The organism is Actinoplanes sp. CA-131856, assembly GCF_050956135.1.
GTDB lineage: Bacteria > Actinomycetota > Actinomycetes > Mycobacteriales > Micromonosporaceae > Actinoplanes.
In genome coordinates, this window is record NZ_CP191849.1 from 4,372,833 (window position 1) to 4,390,866 (window position 18,034).

The 18,034-nt window shown below is 71.7% G+C and carries 19 protein-coding genes; 11 read left to right on the forward strand and 8 right to left on the reverse strand.

The genetic code is table 11. The features are described from left to right. Positions 1 to 551: 551 nt before the first annotated feature. From ACQP2X_RS20160 to ACQP2X_RS20170, 3 genes are all read right to left on the reverse strand, one after another. Positions 552 to 2,018: a B12-binding domain-containing radical SAM protein gene (locus tag ACQP2X_RS20160; RefSeq protein WP_498699149.1), complete on the reverse strand. Its 1,467-nt coding sequence runs from the start codon at positions 2,016 to 2,018 to the stop codon at positions 552 to 554. Positions 2,019 to 2,076: 58 nt separating this feature from the next. Further along, entirely contained in the window at positions 2,077 to 3,468 is a 1,392-nt protein-coding gene (locus ACQP2X_RS20165; protein WP_498699150.1) for an MATE family efflux transporter, read from the reverse strand. A 111-nt stretch (positions 3,469 to 3,579) separates the two neighbouring features. Further along, entirely contained in the window at positions 3,580 to 4,017 is a 438-nt protein-coding gene (locus ACQP2X_RS20170; protein ID WP_498699151.1) for a MarR family winged helix-turn-helix transcriptional regulator, read from the reverse strand. A gap of 82 nt (positions 4,018 to 4,099) precedes the next feature. On the opposite strand from ACQP2X_RS20170, the gene ACQP2X_RS20175 reads away from it, so the two are divergent. From ACQP2X_RS20175 to ACQP2X_RS20190, 4 genes are all read left to right on the forward strand, one after another. Then, on the forward strand, positions 4,100 to 5,485 hold the full coding sequence (locus tag ACQP2X_RS20175; RefSeq protein WP_498699154.1) for an amino acid permease: 1,386 nt from the start codon (positions 4,100 to 4,102) through the stop codon (positions 5,483 to 5,485). Positions 5,486 to 5,488: 3 nt separating this feature from the next. Then, positions 5,489 to 6,367 (forward strand): hypothetical protein, encoded by an 879-nt coding sequence (locus ACQP2X_RS20180; RefSeq protein WP_498699156.1) that lies wholly within the window; start codon positions 5,489 to 5,491, stop codon positions 6,365 to 6,367. Positions 6,368 to 6,414: 47 nt separating this feature from the next. Then, on the forward strand, positions 6,415 to 6,792 hold the full coding sequence (locus ACQP2X_RS20185) for an Asp23/Gls24 family envelope stress response protein (RefSeq protein WP_498699158.1): 378 nt from the start codon (positions 6,415 to 6,417) through the stop codon (positions 6,790 to 6,792). A 77-nt stretch (positions 6,793 to 6,869) separates the two neighbouring features. Further along, complete coding sequence (locus ACQP2X_RS20190) at positions 6,870 to 7,547, forward strand: type 1 glutamine amidotransferase domain-containing protein (protein ID WP_498699161.1); 678 nt, start codon at positions 6,870 to 6,872, stop codon at positions 7,545 to 7,547. Here ACQP2X_RS20190 and ACQP2X_RS20195 read toward each other — a convergent pair. After that, on the reverse strand, positions 7,537 to 8,415 hold the full coding sequence (locus ACQP2X_RS20195; RefSeq protein WP_498699162.1) for a universal stress protein: 879 nt from the start codon (positions 8,413 to 8,415) through the stop codon (positions 7,537 to 7,539). The two genes, ACQP2X_RS20190 and ACQP2X_RS20195, sit on opposite strands and share 11 nt — an antisense overlap. A gap of 141 nt (positions 8,416 to 8,556) precedes the next feature. Between ACQP2X_RS20195 and ACQP2X_RS20200 the strand changes: the two genes are divergently transcribed. Then, positions 8,557 to 8,838 carry a hypothetical protein gene (locus tag ACQP2X_RS20200; RefSeq protein ID WP_498699164.1) on the forward strand — a complete coding sequence of 94 codons (282 nt, stop codon included), beginning with the start codon at positions 8,557 to 8,559 and terminating at the stop codon, positions 8,836 to 8,838. A gap of 50 nt (positions 8,839 to 8,888) precedes the next feature. Here the strand turns inward: ACQP2X_RS20200 and ACQP2X_RS20205 are convergent, their stop codons facing one another. Next, the gene (locus tag ACQP2X_RS20205) at positions 8,889 to 9,743 is read right to left on the reverse strand and encodes an LLM class flavin-dependent oxidoreductase (protein WP_498699166.1); all 855 of its coding nucleotides are present in this window, start codon (positions 9,741 to 9,743) and stop codon (positions 8,889 to 8,891) included. A gap of 116 nt (positions 9,744 to 9,859) precedes the next feature. Here ACQP2X_RS20205 and ACQP2X_RS20210 point away from each other — a divergent pair, with 116 nt between their 5' ends. Then, on the forward strand, positions 9,860 to 10,321 hold the full coding sequence (locus tag ACQP2X_RS20210; protein WP_498699169.1) for an Lrp/AsnC family transcriptional regulator: 462 nt from the start codon (positions 9,860 to 9,862) through the stop codon (positions 10,319 to 10,321). Here ACQP2X_RS20210 and ACQP2X_RS20215 read toward each other — a convergent pair. Further along, positions 10,318 to 11,010: a MurR/RpiR family transcriptional regulator gene (locus ACQP2X_RS20215; protein WP_498699171.1), complete on the reverse strand. Its 693-nt coding sequence runs from the start codon at positions 11,008 to 11,010 to the stop codon at positions 10,318 to 10,320. The genes ACQP2X_RS20210 and ACQP2X_RS20215 overlap by 4 nt on opposite strands. A 21-nt stretch (positions 11,011 to 11,031) precedes the next feature. Between ACQP2X_RS20215 and thrC the strand changes: the two genes are divergently transcribed. Further along, on the forward strand, positions 11,032 to 12,090 hold the full coding sequence (gene thrC, locus ACQP2X_RS20220; RefSeq protein WP_498699172.1) for a threonine synthase: 1,059 nt from the start codon (positions 11,032 to 11,034) through the stop codon (positions 12,088 to 12,090). A gap of 49 nt (positions 12,091 to 12,139) precedes the next feature. Continuing rightward, the gene (locus ACQP2X_RS20225; protein ID WP_498699176.1) at positions 12,140 to 13,303 is read left to right on the forward strand and encodes an MFS transporter; all 1,164 of its coding nucleotides are present in this window, start codon (positions 12,140 to 12,142) and stop codon (positions 13,301 to 13,303) included. On the opposite strand, the gene ACQP2X_RS20230 is transcribed toward ACQP2X_RS20225, so the two are convergent. Then, positions 13,294 to 14,301, reverse strand: a complete 1,008-nt coding sequence (locus tag ACQP2X_RS20230; RefSeq protein ID WP_498699178.1) for a glycoside hydrolase family 113 protein — start codon at positions 14,299 to 14,301, stop codon at positions 13,294 to 13,296. The genes ACQP2X_RS20225 and ACQP2X_RS20230 overlap by 10 nt on opposite strands. A gap of 57 nt (positions 14,302 to 14,358) precedes the next feature. On the opposite strand from ACQP2X_RS20230, the gene ACQP2X_RS20235 reads away from it, so the two are divergent. Next, positions 14,359 to 14,961: a TetR/AcrR family transcriptional regulator gene (locus tag ACQP2X_RS20235; protein ID WP_498699180.1), complete on the forward strand. Its 603-nt coding sequence runs from the start codon at positions 14,359 to 14,361 to the stop codon at positions 14,959 to 14,961. Positions 14,962 to 14,973: 12 nt separating this feature from the next. On the opposite strand, the gene lhgO is transcribed toward ACQP2X_RS20235, so the two are convergent. Continuing rightward, the gene (lhgO, locus tag ACQP2X_RS20240) at positions 14,974 to 16,200 is read right to left on the reverse strand and encodes an L-2-hydroxyglutarate oxidase (RefSeq protein WP_498699183.1); all 1,227 of its coding nucleotides are present in this window, start codon (positions 16,198 to 16,200) and stop codon (positions 14,974 to 14,976) included. A gap of 55 nt (positions 16,201 to 16,255) precedes the next feature. On the opposite strand from lhgO, the gene ACQP2X_RS20245 reads away from it, so the two are divergent. Together ACQP2X_RS20245 and ACQP2X_RS20250 are read left to right on the forward strand one after the other, a co-directional pair. Next, the gene (locus ACQP2X_RS20245; RefSeq protein WP_498699185.1) at positions 16,256 to 16,879 is read left to right on the forward strand and encodes a GntR family transcriptional regulator; all 624 of its coding nucleotides are present in this window, start codon (positions 16,256 to 16,258) and stop codon (positions 16,877 to 16,879) included. Between the two features lie 187 nt (positions 16,880 to 17,066). Then, a complete protein-coding gene (locus tag ACQP2X_RS20250; RefSeq protein ID WP_498699188.1) occupies positions 17,067 to 18,017 on the forward strand; it encodes a DMT family transporter in 951 nt (316 codons plus the stop codon). Positions 18,018 to 18,034 lie beyond the last annotated feature (17 nt).

Here is an 18,034-nt window from a genome sequence, read left to right on the forward strand (position 1 = left end):
CGCCGTCCCCTGGTTTTTCGATGGGGCGTGATGAGGCATGCGGTCGGGGGCCGTCGTCGTGGTGGCGGGTACGCGGTAGACCTCCTCGGCAGCGCCATGACCGGTGGCCCATGTGGGGCGCTCTTGGTGGCTGCCGTCGGGGTTTGTGTGGCTCGTGCGGGTACGGCTTGAGGCGCTGGGCCGACCGGCCAGAGGCTGGCCGGGGTGAGGCCAGCGGCGGCATCGGGGTGTTGCCGTGCAGGCTGCGCCATGTGCGGGTGTGGCGTTGTATCAATCCGTACTGCCGGCGCTCGTGATGCTCGCGGCGGAATTCTTCGGTGCTGGGGTCGCGCCATTGTGCTATCTGGGTGTGGCTGAAGAATTGCATCTGACCCCGTATCTGGCGCATGAGTCATTGTCCTGCGAAAATCAGCGGAGCGGTAATAGGCAAAACGTGCCACATTCGCACGGACGATCGAGTCTTCGCATGTCGCGGACACGGTGCCGCCCATCACCTTGCGTGATGGGGGCGCGGAGCTGGGCCATCGGCCACGCCGGCCTGCTGCGGGTGGTCAGAGCGATTCCGGCCCGCGCCGAGCCTGGTGTGCGTGCTCGGTCTCGACGACTTCACGACGGCGGGCGTTCGAGGCCGGGAGTGCCTCGTGGGGGATCCGGCCGCTGGGTGGTTGGTCGCGCCAGGACAGCGCGCGCTCCAGCAGCGGCAGGGCGCGCAGCACCTGACCGGATCTGATCAGGGCGTCCCACAGTGGCTCGAACTTCTTCCAGCCGCCGGCGTACGCCAGGTGGCGCAGCCGGGGGCGGAAGGGCTTGCCCTCGGCGCCGCGCCAGATGTTGGGCCAGCGGTAGAAGTCGCGGTAGGCGCGCCAATAGCCCTCCTCCAGCTGGGCGGCGGTCATCCCGCGGGGCTTGTAGACGACGTGCCGGGTGTCGTAGAGGTCCCAGTCCCGGTGGAGCAGGCGGGGCTCCATGCGCTTGTAGAGAGCGGTGCCCGGATAGGGCGTCATGATGTGGAACGTCGCCGTCTCCAGGCCGTGCTCGACGCCCCACGCGACCGTGCGGTCGAAGACGTCGGGGCCGTCGTCGTCCATGCCGAAGACGAAGCTTGCGTTGATCATGACGCCGGTGTCGTGGAGGCGGCGGACCACCGCTCCGTAGTCGCGGCCCACGTTCTGGCGTTTGCGCTGGGAGGGCAGGTTGGCCGCGTTTATCGTCTCCAGGCCGACGAACATGCTGCGCAGGCCGGCGGCGGCCGCCTTCTCGAGCAGGCCGGGGGCCAGGATCGCGTCGACCGTGCTCGCCGCCTGCCAGAGGCGGCCCATGCCGCGCATGCCGTCGAACAGGGCCGACGCGAACCGCTTGTTGCCCAGCAGGTGGTCGTCGAGGAAGTACAGGTGCTTGCCGGGCAGGCGGTCGATCTCGGCCAGGGCGTCGTCCACCAGCTGCGTGTAGAACGACTTGCCGCCCTCGAAGAACGCGTCCTTGTAGCAGAAGTCGCAGTGGTGCGGGCAGCCCCGGGTCACCACGATCGAGTTCGGCACGAGGTAGCGGTGCCGCTGGATCAGGTCCCTGCGGATCGGCGGGAGCCCTACGAGCGTACGGCGGGAACTGGTGTATCTGCTTGCGAAAGAGCCGCGGCGGAAGTCGGTCAGGAACTGGGGCCACGTGTCCTCGCCCGGACCGATGAAGATCACGTCGGCGTGGGCCGCCGCCTCGTCCGGCAGGGACGTCACGTGCAGGCCGCCGAGCGCCACCTTGACGCCCCGGGCCCGGTACGCGTCGGCCAACTCGTACGCGCGCCGGGCCGAGGTGATGTAGACCTGGATGACCACGAGGTCGGGGGTGTCGTCGTCCACGTCGAGCCTCGTCACGTGCTCGTCGAGGATCCTGACCTCGTCGCCGGGGCCGAGATACGCCGCGAGCGTGGCCAGGCCGAGCGGCGGGAAGAGGGAGTACTTGATCGGCCGGAACAGCGGGCTGGTGGCCTCGGTCAACGCGGGCAGGATCATCGTGACGCGCATGCCGCGAACGCTAGGGACCGGACGGGGAGGACGGGTGGCCGATCTGTGAAGGATCCGCTCAGGCCTCGGCCATCGCGAGGGCACGCTCGGTGCTGCCCCCGGCCAGGCCCCGGTCGATCGACCGGCGGGCGGCCAGCCACATGCCGGCGCCGACCACCAGCACGGCGCACTCGGTGAAGGTCAGCGCCCAGATGATGCCGCTCAGGCCGAACCACAGGTTGCCCAGCAGCACGGCCGGGATGAACAGGACGCCCTGTGCGGTCGACATGATCGTGGCCGGCAGGGCCCGGCCGGTGGCCTGGAACAGCGAGGTGAGCAGGCCGGTGAAGCCGTTGGCCATCATGGCCGTCAGCTGGGCCACGAGGACGGTGACGCCGATCGCGAGGACCGAGTCGTCGGCCGAGAAGACGGCGAACGCCTGCTCGCGGAAGACCACCAGCGTCACCAGGAAGAGCAGGCCGATGCCGCCGACCACGATGGCCGAGGAGCGCAGGGCCGAGGTGAGGCGCTGCCGGTCGCCCTTGCCGTACGCGTAGGCGAGCAGCGGCAGCACGCCGGCCGTCACGCCCATGAGCAGGAACTCCGGCACCTGGGCGATGCGGACGGCGACACCCATGGCGGCGAGCGGCCCGTCGCCGTACGAGGCGGCGAGGTTGTTCAGGATCAGCGCGGTCACGATCAGGAAGCCGCCCTGGAGCAGCTGGCCGACCCCGACGCCGAGGACCGGCTTGAGCACGGCCGGGCGCAGCGTGAACCAGCGCGGGGCGAGGCTCATGTGCTCGCTGTGGCGGTGCAGCCAGACGGCCCAATATCCGATGCTGAGCAGGTTGGCCAGGCCGACCGAGAGCGCGGCCCCGGCCACGCCCCAGTGCAGGACGAGGATGAACAGCACGTCGAAGACGAGGTTGCCGGCCGCCGAGACGGCCAGGCCGATCATGGCCTGGCGGGCGGCGCCCTCGGCCCGCACCAGGCTTTCCAGGCAGAAGGCGGCGGCCAGTACGGGCACGAAGGCCAGCATGACGGCCACATATTCCCTGGTCGCGGTGGCCGCGGCGGCGTCCGCGCCGAGCAGCGACACCAGTGGGTGCAGCAGGAGCAGGCCGGCCCCGCCGACCACGGCCCCGGAGATCACCGAGCCCCAGACGGCGAACGACGAGACGTGCTTGACCTCGGCCGCCTGGGCCGGGTCGTTCTCGGCCGCGCCGAGCAGCCGGGCGATCAGGGCCGAGCCGCCGACGCCGAACACGCCGCCGAAGGCCAGGACCAGGGCGAACACCGGTGTGCCGAACGTGATGGCAGCGAGCAGGGCGGTGTCGTGCTGGGAGCCGATGAAGCCGGAGTTGACGACGTTGTAGAGGGCGCCGATGACGAAGCCGGCGGCCATCGGCACGCACAAGTGCACCAGGGCGCGGGGGATCGGGGCTGAGGAGAGATACCAGCGGTTGTTCATGGCTGTGCCTTCTTCCGGGCAGGGGCCATCGCGCGGCGGCGGGCGCCGTCGCGAGGGCAGGGTCGGGCGCGCGGCGGCGCTCGGCCGTCGCGTGGTGGTGGAACGGGGCGGCTACCGGGTGGGCGGTTCCAGCTCGGCAGTGATCTTGGTGAGAAGGGCGTGCAGGGTGTCCCGCTCGCCGGCGGTGAGCGGGGCCAGGATGGTCTCGTCGGTGGCGGCCATCGCTGTGGTGAACCCGGCGATCAGCTCGGCGCCGGCCGAGGTGGCGTACACCCGCTTGCTCCGCTCGTTGCCGGGCTCCGTGCGGCGCTCGATCAGCGAGCGGCGCTCGAGCCCCTGGAGCAGGCTCGACACGCTGGCGGCGCTGGTGCGGGTGACGTCGGCGATGTCGCGCTGGATCGCACCGGGGCTCTGCACCAGATAGCCCAGCACGAAGGCCTGCTCGTGGGTGAGATCGCGGTCGCGGACCCAGTCCTCGCCGGCCTTGCGCTGGGCCCATCCGATCCATCGCATGAGGTCGAGGGAGGTGGTGAGCTTCGGAGCGTCCATGGTTAGAACTCTAAACGTTAGGGCTCTAACTGTCAACGTTCTAAGTCTGGCGCATCCATGGATGTTGATGCAAGGTGAGGAAATGGAGGGCATCTTCCGGCGCAAGCCGGTCGAGGACGTCGAGGACGAGCGGAACACCGACCTGCAACGGTCGCTCGGGTTGTGGCAGCTCACGGCCATCGGGGTGGGCGGCATCATCGGCGCCGGGATCTTCGCCCTGGCCGGGGCGGTCGCGCACGAGACGGCCGGGCCGGCCGTGCTGATCTCGTTCCTCATCGCGGGCATCGCCTCGGCGGCGGCCGCGCTGTCGTACGCCGAATTCGCCGGAATGATCCCCAAGGCCGGCTCCGCCTACACCTACGGCTACGTCGTCCTCGGTGAGATCGTCGGCTGGTTCATCGGGTGGGACCTGCTGCTGGAGTACACGGCGATCGTGGCGGTCGTCGCCATCGGCATCTCCGGCTACTTCTCGTTCCTCATGGGCGAGATCGGCCTCGATCTGCCGGCCTGGATGCTGGGCGCTCCCGGCAGCGGCGAGGGACACGTGGTGGATCTGTTCGCCATGATCCTGTGCCTGCTCATCGCGTATCTGCTCAATCAGGGGATCAGGGCGGCCGCCCGCGCCGAGACGGCGGTCGTGGGCATCAAGATCTTCGTGGTCCTGCTGGTCGTGGTCGTCGGGTTCTTCCACATCAACAGCGACAACTACTCGCCGTTCTTCCCGTTCGGCTGGAGCGGCGCGGTCACCGGCGCCGCCACCGTCTTCTTCGCGGTCTTCGGGTACGACGCCATGAGCACCGCCGCCGAGGAGAGCAAGGACGCGCGGCGCCACCTGCCGCGCGCGATCATCTACTCGCTGGCCATCTCCATGGTGCTCTACGTGCTGGCCACGCTCGTGCTCACCGGCATGCAGAACTACCAGGACATCGACCCCGAGAGCGGCTTCTCGTCGGCCTTCGCCGCGGTCGGCCTCTCCGGTCTGGCCGACGTCATCGCGGTCGGCGCCATCATCGGCATCCTCACCGTCATGTTCACCTTCATGCTCGGCGTGACCCGCGTCTGGTACTCGATGAGCCGTGACGGCCTGCTCCCGGCCTGGTTCGCCGGCCTGCATCCGCGGCGGCGCGTGCCGTCCCGGGTGACCTGGATCGCCGGCATCGCCTCGGCGATCATCGCGGGCTTCCTGCCGATCCGCGAGGCGGCCGAGCTGACCAACATCGGCATCCTGCTGGCCTTCGTCGTGGTCTGCGTCGCCATCATCGTGCTGCGCTACCGGCGCCCCGAGCTGCCGCGCTCGTTCAAGGTGCCGGGCATGCCGGTCGTGCCGGCCGTCGGCGTGCTCTTCTCGATCTGGCTCATCACGTTCCTCGACCCGGTCACGTGGCTGCGCTTCCTGGTCTGGTTCCTGCTCGGCGCGGCCGTGTACTTCCTCTACAGCCGCCACCATTCGAAGCTGAACGATAATTAGTACGTGGCCGACATCGTCACCTTCGGATCGGACAGGCCGCCGAGGCGCTTTCGCGTGGTGGGCGCGGTCGCCGTCCTCCTGACGGCTCTCGGCGTCTTCCTCTTCGTCAACCGCGACGGGGGCGAGCAGCCTGCTCCGGTCACCCTTACCCCCACTTCCCTGTGTACGGGTCCCTCTTCGGGAGCCCCGGCGGCGGTCACGGGCGCCTCGCCGGTGGCGATCGTGATCGAGGGCGCGTGCTCCGCCGGATCCGCCCTCGACCGCCGCGACGCCGTGGCCGGCGCCGGTCCGTGGACCATCGTGGTCCGGCGCGCGGGTGGTGCGCTCGGGCGGGACGGCGCGGTGATCACCTATCCGGTCGCCCCTGCCGCGACCTCGCGCGGGGTGGTCGTCAAGGCGCTCGGCGGCGGCCACGTCCGGGTCCGCGGCGACCTGCCCGCGGCCGACCTGCGGGCGATCGCCGACCGGGTACGGCTCTCCGGCGGCCGGCCGGTCGTCAGCCCACCGCCGGGGCTGTCCGTGGTCGCCTCGGGCACCTACCGGCCGGCGTCGATCCACGAGGTCCGGTACGGATCGGCCGAGCTGGGGGAGCGGGAGGCCCTCGGCGGCGGCCTGACCTTCACCGGCGTGGCAGCGGCCGGCGGCTACGAGGATCACCTGTACGCCACCGGCGAGCTCACCTCGGTCTTCGGCGGCAACGGCGCCATCGCCTGGGAGCCGAAACCCGGATTGATCGCCTTCATCGGCTACAGCGGCTCGCTGCGCACCGCGGCCGCCGACGAGGCGCTGAAACGGCTGGCCGGCCGGGCCCGCGCCATCAACGGCGACGGATGGCGGGCGATGACGCCGATGGTCGCCCCGCAGAGCAACGACATTCCATGATCGTTGATACGCTGCCCGGGTTTCCGGCTTGGCGTATGGGGAGTGTCATGAGCGACGGCGTGGCTGGTGTCAACAGCGTCTCCCGCGAGGTGGTCGAGAAGATCGCGGCGGCCGCGGCCCGCGAGGTGCCCGGCGTGTCGGACCTGGGCGGCGACGTGGCCCGCTTCTTCGACCGGGTGCTCGACCGGATCGGTCTGGACGAGGTCGGCGACGCCACCCGGGGCGTACACGCGTCGGTCAAGGGCGCGGCCGTCGAGGTCACCGTCGTGCTGGTGATCGCGTCGGGCGCGGTCGTGGCCGACGTCATCAAGGCCGTGCAGGACAAGGTGTCGTCGGCGGTCTCCGGCTTCGGCCTGACCGTGACCGGCGTCAACGTCAAGGTCGACGACATCGCGATGCCGGGCGCGGCCACACCGACGCTGTAGCCTGCCATCGGGAAACCGATGGCAGGCATTCCCTCGACTATTGGCCGGCCTATGGGCTCGCGGCCTAGCGTTGAGGCATGTCGAAGATCTTGTTCATCATGACCGGCGCCGACGCGTGGACCCTCAAGGACGGCTCGAAGCACCCGACCGGCTTCTGGGCCGAGGAGGCCGCGGTGCCGTACCAGGAGTTCACCAAGGCGGGCCACGAGGTCGTCGTCGCGACGCCGGGCGGCGTCGTGCCCCCGGTCGACGAGGGCAGCCTGGCCGGCGACGCCGCGAAGTTCCGCGAGGTGCTCGACGCCGCGCCCGAGTTCCGGCACCCGATCGCCCTGGCCGACGTGAACCTGGACGACTACGCGGCGGTCTACGTGCCCGGCGGTCACGGCCCCATGGAGGACCTGGCCGTCGACGCCCGCTCCGGCGAGCTGCTGGCGGCGGCGCTGCGGGCCGGCACCCCGCTCGGCGTGGTCTGCCACGGCCCGGCCGCGCTGCTGGCCGCCGTCGACAGCGACGGCCGCAACGCGTTCGCGGGATATCGGGTGACCGCCTTCACCAACGCCGAGGAGACCCAGGCCGGACACGCCGCCAAGGCGCTCTGGCTGCTGGAGGACCGCCTCAACGAGGCCGGCGTCAAGGTCGAGGCCGGCGCGCCGTGGTCCTCCCACGTGGAGGTCGACCGCAACCTGGTCACAGGGCAGAACCCGCAGTCGTCCGCCGCCGCCGCCGAGGCTCTGCTCAAGCAGATCAAGGCCTGACCGGCCCGGCCCGGTGCTGGGCCGGGCGGTCGATCAGCACCGGGCAGTGCGCGTGGTGCAGCAGCTGGAGGCCGGTCGAGCCGAGCAGGGCGCCGCTGACGTTGCTGTGCCCGTGGCTGCCGACCACCACCAGCTGCGCCCGGGCCGAGGCGGCGACCAGGGCGGCGGCCGCGCTGTCGTGTGAGAGCACGGTCGTGACGGGCACCCGGGGGTACTTCTCGATCCAGGGTGCGAGCTGCGCGGAGAGCTGCCGGCGCTCCGCCTCGTCGTCCTCGGGCAGGGGCACGGCGGCGGCCGGCACTCCCAGCCACAGCGGCACGGCGGGCCGCACGGCGCGGACCACGGTCAGGCCCGTCTCGCGGGCGGCGGCCGCCTCGAACGCCGTGGCCAGCATCGCGTCCGAGTCGTCGAGGCCGGCCACGACCGGGCCGGCGGGCGCGTTGCGGCCCCGCACGACGACCACCGGGCACGGCGCCTGAAGGGCCATCTTGCGCCCGACCGAGCCGAGCAGCATGCCGGCGAAGCCGCCGTGGCCGCGGCTGCCGACCACCAGGAGCGCGGCTCCTGTGGAGGCTTCGAGGAGCCTCGGTACGGCGTACCCGGGAAGAACGTCTGTCTCGATCTTGATGCCCGGCTCGAGGGCCCGGGCCCGGCTGTGCGCGGCCGCCACCGTCGTCTCGGCGAGGTTGCGGGCCACGTCGGCGTACTCGCTGCCGACGGCGAACCGCGCGTCGTGCATGTCCCAGTCGTAGGCGAGCACGATCCGCAGCGCCGTGCCCCGCCGCCGGGCCTCGCCCGCCGCCCACTCGACCGCCGCGGTGCCGCAGGCGGTGCCGTCCGTGCCGACGACCACTGCCGGTTTCCTCATGGCCGTTCTCCCTTCCCTCACCTCGATCGTCGGCCGCCGCCAGGGTGCGTGGCAGAGGCGATCTGCTCGGGGAGGGTGGGACTTAGGACCCTGTCGTCCGGCCCGTCCCGGGACGAGGCTGGACGGCGGAGGTGCGTGAAGATGGTGGTCGCGGTGCTGGTCATCCTGCTGGCCCTGATGATCGGCGTGATGGTGTCCTGGTTCCGGGAGCTGCCGTCGGCGCCCGCGCTGCCGTCCCCGTCCCCGTCCCCGTCCGCGTCGCCGTCGCCGTCGCCGTCGCCCGAAAGCCTTGAGGGTGCTCTCGCCGCTCAGCTGGCCGCGGGCGCGATCACCCAGCCTCAGTACCTGCGGGCCATGGCATGGGTGGCGTTCCGCGAGGAGGAACGCCACCCCATGGAGCCCCTGGAGGACGGCCGCGGGTAGCCGCCGGCTGCTCGATGGTGCCCGTTCGTGCGATCTCGTGCGGCGGGGAGTCAGAGGACGGCCGCGGCCAAGCGCTCGATGCCGTCCGGGTCGGCCGTGGACGGCTGGAAGACCAGCTCGTCGACGCCCAGGTCGGTGAACGCCTGGACCACGTCCCAGGCGGCCGCGGCGCCGCCCGCGATGCTGCCGACGACGATGTCGCGATAGTCGGCGGGGGCGGTGCCGTAGTAGTCGGCCACCCCGGCCCGGCCCTTCTCCAGGTCGTCGAAGGCGAAGTAGTTGATGGCGATCAGCCGGGGCGACCCCTCGCGGCCGGCGTCCTTCCAGGCCTTGCGGGCGGTGTCGAAGTTCTCGGCCAGATAGGCGGGCGGCACGGCCGGCGCGATGTAACCGTCACCCCAGGTGGCCATCCGCTCGTACGAGGCCGGGCTGCGCCCGCCGAAGATCATCGGCACCCGCCGCGCGGCCAGCGGCACGGCCCCGTTGTCGCCGCCGCCGACCGGCTCGCCGTCCCACACCGACCGGTAGATCTCCAGGTCGGCGTCGATGCGGCGGCCGAGCCCGCGCGGACCGAGCCCGTCGACCACGAAGTCGTCGGGCCGCTGTCCGATGCCGACGCCGAGGGTGAGCCGCCCGCCGGAGACGCCGTCGATCGACGCGACCTCCTTGGCCAGCAGCACGGGCGGCCACACGGTCGCCAGCAGCACGTTGCTGAGTAGGCCGATGGTGGTGGTGGCGCCGGCGGCCGCGGCCAGGGCCACAGTGTCCATGACGCCCGGATAGGCGATCCGGCCGATCGTGCCGAGGGTGGCGAACCCGGCCCGCTCGGCCCGGGCCGCGTAGGCCGGGATGGTGGCGGCGTCGACGTCGCGGACGTGGTTGGGCAGTCCGATTCCGATCTTCATAATTCCGATGACGCGTCCCGGCCGCCGGGGTTCAGGCGCCGTGATCCGGCCCACCCGCGCCGCACATTTGCCGAACATTTACCGACGCGCCGCCGGTTCTGCGGCATCATCGCCGGGTGACGAACGGCGGCGCTCTGAAAGAGCTGGACGAAACAGACCACGCGCTGCTCGAGGCCGTGCAGCGCGACGGCCGCGCGACCCTGAGTGACCTGGCCGTCGAGATCCGGCTCAGCGTCTCGGCGACCCGCGCCCGGCTGCGCGCGCTGGAGGAGCAGAGGATCATCACGGCGTACGCGGCACACGTCGACCCCGAGGCGGTCGGTTACGCGCTGCGCGCGGTGGTGCGCATGAAGGTGAACGGCCCGCTGTTCGACGCCGAGGTGGCGACGGTGCTCGAGCGGCATCCGCAGATCGTGCGCTGCCTGCGGGTGACCGGGGAGTCCTGCTACATGATGGAGATCGTGGCCACCGGCCTGCGCGACCTCGAGGAGATCACCGACGACCTGGCCCAGATCGGCCCGATCACCACCGACCTGGTCTACGAGGTCGTCGCCGACAAGCCCACCCCCGTGCCCTAGCCTCGGCCCTCGAGCGTGCGCGTGAGCTCCTCCAGCTCGGCCAGGCGTGCGGCCGGGCTGAGGTGGGCGGCGACCGCGACCAGGATCAGCTCGGTCACGGCCACCTCGTGGGTGATCGGGTCGATCGGGCCGGCCGCCTCGCGCGGGAGCCGCACCACCACGTCGGCCTGCCCCGTGCCGCCTTCATCGGTGATCAGAATCAGACGCGCCCCGCGCCCTTTGGCGGCGGTGACGAAACGCGCGGTCTCGGGGGAGTAGCGCCGGAAGTCGTACGCGACGACGACGTCCCCCGCTCGCAGATCGAGCAGCACCCGGGCCCGTGCGGAGGCCGGACCAGGAACATGAGCCACACCCGGCCGGAGGCTCGCGAGCTGCCGGACGAGGTATTCGGCCGCGAGCTCGCTGAGCCGCCCACCCAGCGCCCACACCCTCCCGGCCGCTGTCAAAATCTGGGCGATCTCGGTCAGCGCGCCGTCCGGCACGGCGGCCAGCGAGCCATCGAGACCGGTGCGCAGACTGGTCGCGGCGCTGTCCAGACCGGACGGCTCGCTGACGAACGAACGTAGTCGTGAGCGGTCCTGAGTCCGTACGGCCGCCTGGAAATCGGCGAAGCCGTCGAACCCGAGCCGGGCCACCAGCCGCGACGCGGTCGGCGGGCTGACGCCGGCCCGATCGGCGAGCGCGCGCAACGACCCCAGCGCCGGCCTGCCATGACCCCTTGGCGTGGCCTGATCAACAGTTCCTACCGCCGCTTCCTGCCGATCGCGGCCGGCACGACGGCGGTCACTCTCCATGAGGGCAACACTCCGCTGCTGCACTCGGCGTATCTGTCGGAGGTGACCGGCGGTGACGTCTGGCTGAAGGTGGAGGGTGCCAACCCGACCGGTTCCTTCAAGGACCGGGGCATGACGGTGGCCATCACCCAGGCCGCCGCCGGCGGCGCCGAGCTGGTGATCTGCGCGTCGACCGGCAACACGAGCGCTTCGGCCGCCGCCTACGCGGCCCGGGCCGGCCTGGCCGCCGCCGTCCTGATCCCCGAATCCGGCGTGGCCAAGGGCAAGCTGGGCCAGGCCGTCCGCTACGGAGCGCGCGTCGTCGAGGTGGCCGGAACGTTCGACGACTGCCTGCGGATAGCCCGCGACCTGGCCGCCCACCACCCGGTGGCCCTGGTGAACTCGGTGAACAACGAGATGCGCCTGTCCGGCCAGCGCACGGTCGCCTACGAGATCGTCGACGCGCTGGGCGGCGCCCCCGACATCCACTGCCTCCCGGTGGGCAACGGCGGCAACATCACCGCGACCTGGCAGGGCTACCGCGCGTATGCCGCGTCCTCGTCGCCGGCCCTTCCTCGCATCTGGGGTTTCCAGGCGGCCGGCGCGGCGCCCTTCGTGCGCGGTGAGGCTGTGGCCCGGCCGTGGACGGAAGCGAGCGCCATCCGCGTGGGCAACCCGGCCACCTGGGATCCCGCCGTGGCCGCCCGCGAGGAATCGGGCGGTCTGATCGGAGAGGTGACCGACGAGGAGATCTTCGAGGCGTACCGCATCATCGCCCGCCACGACGGCGTCTTCGCCGAGCCCGCCTCCGCGGCCGGCGTCGCCGGCCTGCTCAAGCAGCACCGGGCCGGCGCCGTCCCACCCGGCGCCCGCGTCGTCGTCACCCTGAGCGGCAACGGCCTGAAAGACCCGGACGCCGCCCTCCGCGACGGTCTCGACACCGCCCACACCGGCCCCACCGCGAAGGAGGTCGCCTCCGTCCTGCTCGCGCGATAGCCGCCGTCAGGGCTTGATTCAAGACGCGATGTGACCTTGAGTGGTCGCTATGGAACTGACGTCTGTCGATCAGCACGTGCGACGGGGCCGGGTGGCGGCGTCCCTGGCCTTCCTCGGCTTCGGGACGGCGCTCGGGGTGTGGACGGCGCGCATTCCGGCGGTCAAGAGCAACCTCGGCCTGACCGACGGGCGCCTCAGCATCGCGCTGCTGGCGTTCGCCGCCGGGTGCATCGCCGGGATGGTGGTGATCGGGCGGTTGAGCGACCGGTTCGGCAGCGCGCGGGTGCTCGTGCCGGCGATGGTTCTCGAGGGTGTTCTGCTGGTGCCGCCCGGATTCGCCGGCGGGCTGGTCGCGTTGTGTGTGGCCCTGTTCCTGTTCGGCGCCACGCACGGGACGCTCAACATCGCCATGAACGCCAACGCGATCGAGGTGCAGCGGGCGGCCGGCCGCCCGATCATGTCGTCGTTCCACGCCGTCTACAGCGTCGGCGGCTTCCTCGGCGCCATGATCGGCAGCCTGTTCGCCCGCGCCGGGGCCGGGGTGGGCGTCACCCTGCTCGCCGTGGGCGCCGGCGTCGCGGCCCTGGCCGTCTGCTCGGCGCCCTGGCTGCTGTCGGCGCGGCGGCCGGCCGTGCCGGAAGCGGGTCCGGCCGGTGGGCGGCGTTCGCTCATCCTGATGTTTCTCGGCGTTCTCGTGCTGTGCACGCTCGTCGGTGAAGGGGCGGCCGCCGATTGGAGCGCCGTCTATCTGCGCGACAACCTGGAAACCAGCGCGAGCTTCGCGGCGTACGGTTATGCGGCGTTCGCCATCATGATGACCGTCGGCCGGATCTTCGGCGACCGGCTGACCCGTGCGCTGGGGCCGGTGCTTCTCGTGCGGCTGAGCGGGCTGGTCGCCGCGGGCGGCCTCGGCGCCGCGTTGCTCGTGAACCAGCCGGTCGCCGGTGTCGTGGGTTTCGGGCTGCTCGGCGCGGGGCTGTCCTGCATCGCCCCGCAGGTCTTCACCGCCGCCGGCGAGCGGGACCCGGAGCGGGCCGCACGGGCGCTGTCCACGGTGGTCAGCATCGGATATCTGGGCTTCCTGCTCGGCCCGGTGCTCATCGGCGCCGTGGCCACCGTGACGACCCTGCCGGTCGCGCTCGGGATCCCGGTGCTGCTGGCGGTTTTCGTCGCGGCCAGCGCGCCGGCCCTGCGCCCGCGCGGTCAGCGGTAGAAGGCGGCCACCGTGTGGAAGGCGGCCTTCGGTTCCCACGGCATGTCCGGGTACGTCTCGCCGGTGCGGTCCTCGTAGACCTTCACGATGCCGTAACTCGCGCGGTCGAGGTCGTCGCGCGGGTCGCCGTCCGGGCGGTGCACGTGGTCGCCGAGCGCGAAGATGAAGACGAAAGTGGTGTCCACGCCCTCGGCGTCGAAGACCTCGAGGGTCTCCCGCAGGTAGCGGGCCTGGCCCTCCTCGTCGCGCTCGTGGTCGCCGGTCAGCCGCACCGGGCCGCCCTCCGGGTCGTACTCAACGATGTCGAGGCCTTCGGCGCCGGCGTCGCCCGCACCCCGGTAGGTCGCCGAGCCGAACTCGGTGATGGCCACCGGCTTTCCCTGGGCGACGAGGGTTCGTACGCCCTCGGCGAAGACGTCGGCCACCCGCGCGGAGCGATAAAGATCCACGGACACGAAGTCGAACGGCGCCCAGTCGACGCGTTCCAGCGGCACCGAGGCGTACGTGATCGGGCCGGCGAAATGCTCGCGCACGACCGCCACGGCCCGCCCGAGGAAGTCGTTGATCCGCGCGGTCAGGGTACCGATCGTCTCCCGTACGCCCTCGGGCCGGCGCAGCGCCGCGACCCGCTCCCGGGTGTCGCCGCCCGGCAGGAACCCTTGATTCATCAGGCTCAGCTCGGCCCCGGTGACGAAGACGACGTCACCGTCTAGTGCCGCGGCACGCCGAGCGCAGTCGGCGAACAGCGCCAGCATCGCGCTCTCGGACAGCTCCAGAGGGTACGGCGAGAACCACACCTCCAGGCCGGCCCGCAGGGCGATCGTGGCCGCCGCCTCGATCCGCTCGGGGTCGCCGCCGCTGATCCGCACCGCCGTGCAGTGCAGATCCTCCTTGATGACGCTCAGCTCCCGCTCGACCTGCGCCAGATCGAAGACCGGCCGCGAGTTGCGCCCGCGCAGCACGAACCCGGTGTCGTAGGTGATGCCCTGACCGCGCACGACGCCTCCTAGATTAGGTACTGGACGTACCCTACGCCCGGCGGGGATACTTGCGCCATGACGAAAAGCCCGGCCACCCGGCGCCGTGGTGCCGAGCTGGAGGAGGCGCTGCTGCGCGCGGCGGCCGACGAGCTCCTCGAATCGGGCTACGCGGGGCTGACCATGGACCGGGTGGCCCGGCGGGCCGGCACCAACAAGAACGCCCTCTACCGGCGCTGGCCCGACCGCCTGGCGCTCGGCGTCGCGGCGTACCGCCAGCTGGCCGAGGGTTTTCAGCCGCCCGACACGGGTGCGCTGCGCGAGGACGTGCTCGAGACCCTGCGCCTGGCCAACCGGCACTGGAGCTCACCGCTGGGCGCGATCCTGCGCGAGCTGATGGCCGCCGCCGGCTCCGCGCAGGAGTTGCTCGCCCAGCTCTCCGACCGCTCCACCGACACCACGGCCGCCGCCTGGCTGCTCATCCTCGGCCGCGCGGTGGCCCGCGGCGAGGCTCCGCCCGAGGCCCTCCACCCGCGCGTGGCCACCGTCGCGATCGACCTGCTGCGCAACGAGTTCGTCACCCGGGGCGTTCCCACCGTTCCGGACGAGGTCCTGCACGAGATCGTCGACGAGGTCTACCTTCCCCTCGTCCGTTCGAGGGGCGCCGGCCGCCCTTCCTGACGACCGGCCGGCCTATGGCACCTCCGCCAGGGCGGCCCGGGAAGCGTCGCTGTCGCCGAGCTGGTCGAAGACGTCGCCGGCGACGCGGCGGCCGATCAGCAGGCTGGAGGTGGCGGCGGGGGAGGGGGCGTTGAGCACGTGCACGGCGCGCTCGGTGCGCTGGATGACGAAATCGTCGACCAGGGCGCCGTCGCGGGTCACGGCCTGGGCGCGCACGCCGCTGCCGTGCCGGCGCATGTCGCGGCCGGTGACGCTCGGCGCCATCTTGCGCACCTCGCGCACGAACAACGGCCACACAAGTGAACGGCTGATCTCACTGACGCCGTACCGCCAGAAGCGTTTGGTCAGTCCCCGCAGCGCCGGATCGGCGAGCAGCTCGCGGATCATCTTCGGATCGACGTCGCGCCAACGGTATCCGTGCCGGGAGAGGGCGGGCACCGCGTTAGGTCCGATATGGACGGTGCCGTCGAGCATCGGGGTCACGTGCACGCCGAGGAACGGCAGCTCCGGGTCGGGCACGGGATAGACCGGGTTCGTGACGAGGTTGCGCAGGCCGGGCCGCAACTCGGCGTATTCGCCGCGGAACGGCATGATGCGCACCGGCGGCCTCTCGCCGAGCGCCTCGGCGATCTTGTCGCTGTGCAGGCCGGCGCAGTTGACGACGACGCGGGCGCTCACCTCGCCATTGATCACCGTGCGGTCGGCCCGCGTTTCGAAGACCTTTGCGGGCGTACGAAGACGCAGGCCGGCGCCGAGACCGGTCAGCTCCGTGGCGATCGTGCGGGCGACGGCGCCGAAGTCGGTCATCGCGGTCTCGGCGACCCAGAGCGCGGCGACGCCGGCGATGTTCGGCTCGCGCTCGTTGATGGCGCGCCGGTCGAGGCGCTCGACGGTCACGCCGTTGGCTCGGCCCCGCTCGGCGAGCATCTCGAGCTGCGGCAGCTGCCGCTCGGCGGTGGCCACGACGAGCTTGCCGGTGCGCTTGACCGGGACGCCGTTGGCCTCGCAGTAGCTGATCATCGCCTCGCCGCCGGCGCGGGCCAGCCGGGCCTTGAGGCCGCCCGGCTTGTAGTAGAGCCCGGAGTGGATGACGTTGCTGTTGTGCCCGGACTGGTGAGCGCCCCAGCGGTCCTCGGCCTCCAGCACCGTGACGGTCAGACCCGGCCGTTCGCGCAGAAGCGCGCGGGCTGTGGCGAGACCCAGCAGCCCGCCTCCGATGATGGCGACGTCAATGTTCACGCTGCGAATGTATACAGACGCAGCGCCTGTAGTAAATGCACGATATGCTTTCGCCGTGAGTGCCGACGCGATCGCCGACCAGCTGCGCTCCGCCCTGCGGCGCGGCGAGTTCCTTCCCGGCACGCGCCTCGTCCAGGAGAAGATCGCCTCCGACCTCGCCGTGAGCCGCATCCCGCTGCGCGAGGCGCTGCACATGCTGGCCGCCGAGGGCCTCTTGGTGAACAAGCCGAACCGGGGCATGGTGGTGGCCGAGCTCAGCCCCGGCGAGGTGGACGAGCTGTTCGGGCTGCGCCTCCAGCTCGAGCCGAGCCTGGCCGAGGAGATCGTGCGGGGCTGCCGGCCCCGCGACGTCGACGCCCTGCGCGACCTGGCCGAGCAGATCCACGAGAAGGGCGCCGACGCGGCGGCCCGAGCGGCGCTGAACTACCAGTTCCACTCGCGCATCTACGAGCTGTCCGAGCGGCCGCTGACCATCCGGTTCATCGACCAGTTGCTGCATCTCGTCGAGCCGTACAGCCGGCAATGGGTCCGCTCCGGCCGCGACCTCGAACGCATCGACCAGGAGCACCGGCAGATGGTCGCCGCCCTGCGCGACGGCGACGTCACGGCCCTGGCCAGGGTGATCGTCGACCACATCGTGGGAGCGCGCGACCACGTGATGGCCGCTCTCCGTCCGTGACGAGGTAGCATCGCGGCGTGAACAAGTACTGGCACGTCGTCTCCCCGCCGGTCCGCCCGTAACCGGGCGCACCCGCTGACGATCTGTTCCGCGGCCCCGCCGATGCTCACATCGGCCCGGGTTCTTGTTCCGTGCGCCCGTGACGAATCCAGCCCTGTCCCGGAATTCGACACGGAAGTTCACTCTCTTGTCTGTCACGACTCGTCCCGCTGCCCTTGACCACCACGTCAACCCGCTGGCCGGCCCCGTTCCGGTCCTCGCCGCCGCCACCTTGTGGGGAACCACCGGCACAGCGGCGTCGTTCGCCCCGTCCGCCGCGCCGGCGGCCGCCATCGGCGCCGCCGGCCTGGTGCTGGGCGGCCTGCTCCTCTTCCTGACCGACCTGCGGCAGTCCTCTCCGCTTCCTCGGCGGTCGTCCTTGCTTCGGCGCGAATGGGCGCTGGTGCTGCTCGGCGCGATCACGGTGGCGGGTTATCCGCTGAGCTTCTACCCGGCGGTGGCGCGTTCCGGCGTGGCCGTAGCGACCGTCATCACGCTCGGGAGCGCTCCTGTCTTCGCTGGTCTGCTGGCCTGGCTCATTCAGGGCGCCCGCCCGGCCCGGCGCTGGACGATCGGCACGGTCGCGGCGATCGCCGGGTGCGCCGTTCTCGTGCTGGGGCCGGAGCTCGCGGGCGGCGGGGCCGGCATGGACGTCCTGGGTGTGGCGCTGGCGCTGGTGGCCGGCCTGTCGTACGCGGCGTACACGATGGTCGGCGGCAACCTCATCGCCCGCGGGCACCCGTCGGGAACCGTGATGGGCACGATGTTCGGCCTGGCCGGCCTGCTGGTCCTGCCGGTCGTCCTGGCCGGCGACCCGGGCTGGCTGCTCTCGGCGCGCGGCGCGGCGGTCGCGGTCTATCTCGCGCTCGTGCCGACCTACGCGGCGTACCGGCTCTTCGGCTACGGCCTGCGGCACACCACGGCGACCACCGCCACGGTGTTGTCCCTGGCCGAGGCCGCCGTCGCGGCGCTGCTGGGCGTCGCCCTGCTGGGCGAGCGCCTGCCGGCGTTGTCGTGGGCGGGCTTGGCCGTCCTCACCGCAGGTCTGGCGTTCTTGACGCTGCCCGCGCGCTCGCGCGGGACTTCCGGCGGTTCCTGAGCGTTCGCGCGGGTTCT

What these genes read in the sequence shown, in the direction of transcription:
- ACQP2X_RS20160 (WP_498699149.1), bottom strand. Translation starts at nt 2,018, where the DNA reads ATGCGCGTCACGATGATCCTGCCCGCGTTGACCGAGGCCACCAGCCCG.
- ACQP2X_RS20165 (WP_498699150.1), bottom strand. Translation starts at nt 3,468, where the DNA reads ATGAACAACCGCTGGTATCTCTCCTCAGCCCCGATCCCCCGCGCCCTG.
- ACQP2X_RS20170 (WP_498699151.1), bottom strand. Translation starts at nt 4,017, where the DNA reads ATGGACGCTCCGAAGCTCACCACCTCCCTCGACCTCATGCGATGGATC.
- ACQP2X_RS20175 (WP_498699154.1), top strand. Translation starts at nt 4,100, where the DNA reads ATGGAGGGCATCTTCCGGCGCAAGCCGGTCGAGGACGTCGAGGACGAG.
- ACQP2X_RS20185 (WP_498699158.1), top strand. Translation starts at nt 6,415, where the DNA reads ATGAGCGACGGCGTGGCTGGTGTCAACAGCGTCTCCCGCGAGGTGGTC.
- ACQP2X_RS20190 (WP_498699161.1), top strand. Translation starts at nt 6,870, where the DNA reads ATGTCGAAGATCTTGTTCATCATGACCGGCGCCGACGCGTGGACCCTC.
- ACQP2X_RS20195 (WP_498699162.1), bottom strand. Translation starts at nt 8,415, where the DNA reads ATGAGGAAACCGGCAGTGGTCGTCGGCACGGACGGCACCGCCTGCGGC.
- ACQP2X_RS20200 (WP_498699164.1), top strand. Translation starts at nt 8,557, where the DNA reads ATGGTGGTCGCGGTGCTGGTCATCCTGCTGGCCCTGATGATCGGCGTG.
- ACQP2X_RS20205 (WP_498699166.1), bottom strand. Translation starts at nt 9,743, where the DNA reads ATGAAGATCGGAATCGGACTGCCCAACCACGTCCGCGACGTCGACGCC.
- thrC (WP_498699172.1), top strand. Translation starts at nt 11,032, where the DNA reads ATGACCCCTTGGCGTGGCCTGATCAACAGTTCCTACCGCCGCTTCCTG.
- ACQP2X_RS20225 (WP_498699176.1), top strand. Translation starts at nt 12,140, where the DNA reads ATGGAACTGACGTCTGTCGATCAGCACGTGCGACGGGGCCGGGTGGCG.
- ACQP2X_RS20235 (WP_498699180.1), top strand. Translation starts at nt 14,359, where the DNA reads ATGACGAAAAGCCCGGCCACCCGGCGCCGTGGTGCCGAGCTGGAGGAG.